The following is a 4186-nucleotide window of genomic DNA, read 5'->3' as shown; positions in this document are numbered from 1 at the left end:
GGGCAGCGGTCTGCTGGCGACTCATCGCCTGCAGCAGTCGCTGCTTGAGGTGGGCGAGGCGCTGGATACGGGCCTGATTGTCCGGCGCCACCAGTTCGGCGGCGGCCGACGGGGTAGGGGCGCGCAAGTCGGCGGCAAAGTCGCTGATGGTGACATCCACCTCGTGGCCCACCGCGCTGATAACCGGGATGGCGGAGTGTGCAATGGCGCGCGCCACCGCCTCTTCGTTAAAGCACCAGAGATCTTCGAGGGAGCCGCCGCCGCGGCCAACGATCAGCACATCTACCTCGGCGCGTTGGTTCGCTTTGGCGATCGCCGCGACGATCTGGCTGATGGCGGCGCTCCCCTGCACCTGAGTCGGGTAGATAAAGACCGGCAGATCCGGCGCGCGCCGTTTAAGCACCGTCAGCATATCGTGCAGGGCGGCACCGGTGGCAGAGGTGATAAGGCCCACCGCCCTCGGTTCACGGGGCAGCGGTCGCTTGCGACTCTCGTCAAACAGCCCCTCGGCGCCGAGACGGCGCTTGAGCTCTTCAAAACGCAGGGCCAGCACGCCATCGCCTGCGGGCTGCATCGACTCGATGATCAGCTGGTAGTCGCCGCGCGGCTCATAGAGGGAGACCCGCGCCTGTACCAGCACCTGCATGCCATCTTGCGGGCGGAAGGCCACCCGCCGGTTGTTGCCCTTGAACATGGCGCAGCGTACCTGCGCCGACATGTCCTTGAGGGAGAAGTACCAGTGGCCAGAGCTTGGCATCGCCAGATTGGAGAGCTCGCCGGTCAGCCACACCAGCCCCAGATCCTGCTCCAGGATCATGCGCACGGCGCTGTTGAGGCGGGTGACGGTAAAGACCTGCTGCTCGCGGCCGTTCGCCGCACTGGGTGGGGTAAATCGGTTCAATGGCGTACCTGTGGTCTGCTCCGGCAGGGCCGGGATAAAACGATGGCCGCTATCTTAACCCGAAACTGGGGGAGTGCGCTAAACAGGAGGTGCCTGCAGATCCCGGCACGCTCGCACAAAGGAATGAGTGGCCGGTCAGGGCCAGCAGCAGAAAAGCAAGATTGGAAACGCAGCCATTTATCCGGACAGGCAGTATGTCTCCCGACAAAAGCCCTCGCTATTGCCCGCATCGGGCCACTTTTTGCCGTTGATATTCAGGGTTCCACGACCTTGACCACCTTTTACCCACCCCCTGTTTGGAGTAGCTCATGAATTCCTCGATCCCGTTAAGTTTGACGACCCGCTTGCTGCACTGGTCGGTCGCCTTGCTGATGATTGGCTTGACCCTGCTGGGTTATCTGATGGTGAAATTTGAAATATGGGATCTCTACGCCCTGCATAAATCCCTGGGAGTCATTGCACTGGTCTTGATCCTGCCACGGGCCATTATCCGCCTTGGCAAAGGGTGGCCGACGCCAGTGCGCCAATATCTCGCTTACGAGGCATTGGCTGCCAAGGCGATACATTGGGGATTGCTTGTTTCAACCCTGCTTATTCCGGTTTCAGGTCTCTGCTATTCCGGCGCGGCCGGGCGTGGCGTTGCCCTGTTTGGCTGGTTTATTATCCCGATGAATCCAGATATCAATGATCCTGCCAATGTTATTCCATACAGTGAATCCATTCGGGATATTGCCCATGCCGTCCATGTTTACTTGCCCTATATCATGCTGGCCCTGTTGCTGGTGCATATTGTCGGGGCGTTAAAACATCACCTGCTGGATAAAGACCTTACCTTGCTGCGAATGCTTGGCCGGAAATAACCGGTTCGATGGGGGGTGGGTCGCGGGAAATATCAGATGGTCGGGTGTGCAGCAGCAAAGAGGAGGGCAAGGGTTGTTGTTGCTGGCTTGGTATTGTTGAGATGGGGGGATGGTAAAGACCCGCGACTCACAGCCCGTCGCCGTACTGGATGGGGTATATAGGTTCAATGGCATATCTGTTGTCTGTTCTGGCTGCGCCGGGATAAGGCGATGGCTGCTGTCTTAACCCACGGAGCGCGGCAGGAGCCGCTATCTGGCCCCTGCTTCTGATGACCCTCCTCTGTCCCCTTACTTGCCGTCAGGCTGACTGACAAAGGCAATTTTGTGCAATCCATGCTGGGACGCCTGCGCCATCACCCTGGCTATGATGCCGTACTCGACCCGCTTGTCGATGCGCAGCTGGAGCTCGGGCAGCTCCCCCTCGGCCTTGCCGGCAGTCTCCATCTGGGCGAGCAGGGCGGCCTCATCGACCTCCTTGTCGTTCCAGTAGATCTTGCCCGCGCTATCGATGGCGAGGGTGATGTCTTTCTTCTCCGGTTGATTGAGCTGGCTGCTCGCCTTGGGCAGATCGAGTTTGACCGCGTTGGTGAGCAGGGGCGCGGTGATCATAAAGACGATGAGCAGTACCAGCATCACGTCGATCATCGGGATCATGTTGATTTCGCTGAGAGGCTGCTCATCCTCATCCCCGGGCAGGGAGCCGAATGCCATTACTGACCTCCCGCTTTGAGTGAACGCTGTTCAAAATGGGTGACATTGCTGGGGGCTTGCTCGAAACCGGTCAGTAGCAGGGCAAACAGGTCGTGGGCAAAGGCATCCAGTTCAGCCATTTTCAGGCGGTTGCGTCGCACGAAGAAGTTGTAGATGAGCACGGCGGGCAGGGCGACGGCCAGACCAAAACCGGTCATGATCAGGGCCTCGCCAACCGGGCCGGCTACCTTGTCGAGACTGCTTTGACCGGCAGCACCGATGGCAAGCAGGGCGTGATAGATGCCCCAGACGGTGCCAAACAGCCCGATAAAGGGGGCGGCTGATCCCACCGAGGCGAGAAAGGCGAGCCCCTGCTCCAGCCGTATCTTCTCCTGAGCGAGCCCCTGACGCAAGGCGCGCAGCAGATACTCGTCAGGGGATCCCAGACCCAGTGAGCGGGGACGGGCACCGGCTCGTTCCAGTTGGCCGATGGCTATCAGCGCCGCATTGGTCAACCGGCTATAGGCGTCTTGCGGGATCTCTTTGGCCAGTCGCTGCTCCATCTGTTGCACGTTCTCGTGCTGCCAGAACTGCTCGACAAACTGCTTGCCAAGGCGTCGCTCGCGCCAGGCAAACCAGAGCTTGAGCAGAGCAAAGTAACAGGTGCCGAGCGACATCAGTACTAGCAGCACAAATGGCAACAGGCCAACTCCGCTGTTTTGCGTGAGCAGATGGGCGAGCCCCATCCCGTTGTTGGCAATCTCCGGATCCATGGTTAACCCCTTATCTGAAAAATGATGGTGACTCTTGCCCAGGCCGCGACGGCCACGTTGTTCTGTTTGCCGGGAATAAAGCGCCAGCGGCTGACGGTGCGGCGCGCCTCCCTGTCGAGCCGGTAATACCCGCTGCTCTGGTCAACCTCCACCGAGCTTGCCGTGCCATCGGTGTTGACCCGTACCTTGAGGATGACCCGACCCTCTTCCCCCCGACTGCGTGACTCGTAGGGGTAGGGGGGCTCGGGATTGTGCAGGGAGGGATCTCGCGCAATGGGGGCGCTGCTGCCCGTGGCGGCACGTTGGCTGCCGCTGCCTGTCGGCGCTGTGGAGTGGCTGCTGCCTGTATTCGAACTGTTGTCGGTGACCGGGCTCACAGGCATCGCGGAAGGCGTTTGCGATTGATGGCTGACAGCTGAGCCGGCCGGTTTGGCGGCTGCATGGGCAACCGGTTTGACGATGGGTTTGCTGACTCTCTTTTTGACCACCTTTTTGGGGGACGCAGGCCGAACCTGTTTTACAGCCGGCTTCACGGTTGGCGCTGCCTTTCTGGCCGGTTGTTTGGCCGTTGTACTTTCACCTGCCCAGCGAGCGGAGAGGGTGATCGGCAGGGGCTGGGCAACAGGTGCGGGAGCGCGCTCATAGACAAACCAGAGGATGGCGGAGTGCAGCGCGATGGCCATGGCCAGGCAGATAAGCTTGGCAGGCCCGATAGCACTATCCATTGGCAGCGAGATTTGCTCCGATCCTAGATAGCTGGACGCCATGACCTGATTCCCTTCCTGAACGTCATATTGATACTCAAATGGCAATTTATGAGACGCCTGACCCGGCGTAAAGGCCGCTAGCTTGCCTCACTCGATAGCTATCAAACAATAATTATTATCAATCGCATTTTAATCGGTTTGGCTTGGTGAGAGGCAGACCGATTGAGGCTCAATGCGGCGCTTCGTCGGTGTTAA

General features: G+C 59.6%; 5 protein-coding genes. 1 reads left to right on the top strand and 4 read right to left on the bottom strand.

Annotation, left to right across the window (positions count from 1 at the left end):
• The coding region (gene xseA, locus AACS24_RS21790; protein ID WP_375124546.1) for an exodeoxyribonuclease VII large subunit at window positions 1-817 on the bottom strand (817 nt) is incomplete at its 3' end.
• Between the two features lie 392 nt (window positions 818-1209).
• On the opposite strand from xseA, the gene AACS24_RS03380 reads away from it, so the two are divergent.
• Entirely contained in the window at window positions 1210-1761 is a 552-nt protein-coding gene (locus AACS24_RS03380) for a cytochrome b (protein ID WP_108572362.1), read from the top strand.
• Between the two features lie 288 nt (window positions 1762-2049).
• On the opposite strand, the gene AACS24_RS03375 is transcribed toward AACS24_RS03380, so the two are convergent.
• Genes AACS24_RS03375 through AACS24_RS03365 form a run of 3 tightly spaced genes read right to left on the bottom strand, consistent with a single transcriptional unit; the run spans window position 2050 to window position 3949 of the window.
• The gene (locus AACS24_RS03375) at window positions 2050-2472 is read right to left on the bottom strand and encodes an ExbD/TolR family protein (RefSeq protein WP_108572361.1); all 423 of its coding nucleotides are present in this window, start codon (window positions 2470-2472) and stop codon (window positions 2050-2052) included.
• The gene (locus AACS24_RS03370; protein WP_108572360.1) at window positions 2472-3224 is read right to left on the bottom strand and encodes a MotA/TolQ/ExbB proton channel family protein; all 753 of its coding nucleotides are present in this window, start codon (window positions 3222-3224) and stop codon (window positions 2472-2474) included. Before AACS24_RS03370 ends, AACS24_RS03375 begins: the two co-directional genes overlap by 1 nt.
• A gap of 2 nt (window positions 3225-3226) precedes the next feature.
• Window positions 3227-3949, bottom strand: a complete 723-nt coding sequence (locus AACS24_RS03365) for an energy transducer TonB (RefSeq protein ID WP_108572397.1) — start codon at window positions 3947-3949, stop codon at window positions 3227-3229.
• Between the last annotated feature and the right edge of the window lie 237 nt (window positions 3950-4186).

The organism is Aeromonas sp. HMWF016 (assembly GCF_963878195.1).
Lineage (GTDB): Bacteria > Pseudomonadota > Gammaproteobacteria > Enterobacterales > Aeromonadaceae > Aeromonas > Aeromonas lacus.
This window is presented reverse-complemented; position numbering and strand designations above follow the sequence as displayed.

Excerpts from the sequence above, each read along its gene's own strand:
- AACS24_RS03380 (WP_108572362.1), top strand. The coding sequence starts at position 1,210 with ATGAATTCCTCGATCCCGTTAAGTTTGACGACCCGCTTGCTGCACTGG.
- AACS24_RS03375 (WP_108572361.1), bottom strand. The coding sequence starts at position 2,472 with ATGGCATTCGGCTCCCTGCCCGGGGATGAGGATGAGCAGCCTCTCAGC.
- AACS24_RS03370 (WP_108572360.1), bottom strand. The coding sequence starts at position 3,224 with ATGGATCCGGAGATTGCCAACAACGGGATGGGGCTCGCCCATCTGCTC.
- AACS24_RS03365 (WP_108572397.1), bottom strand. The coding sequence starts at position 3,949 with ATGGATAGTGCTATCGGGCCTGCCAAGCTTATCTGCCTGGCCATGGCC.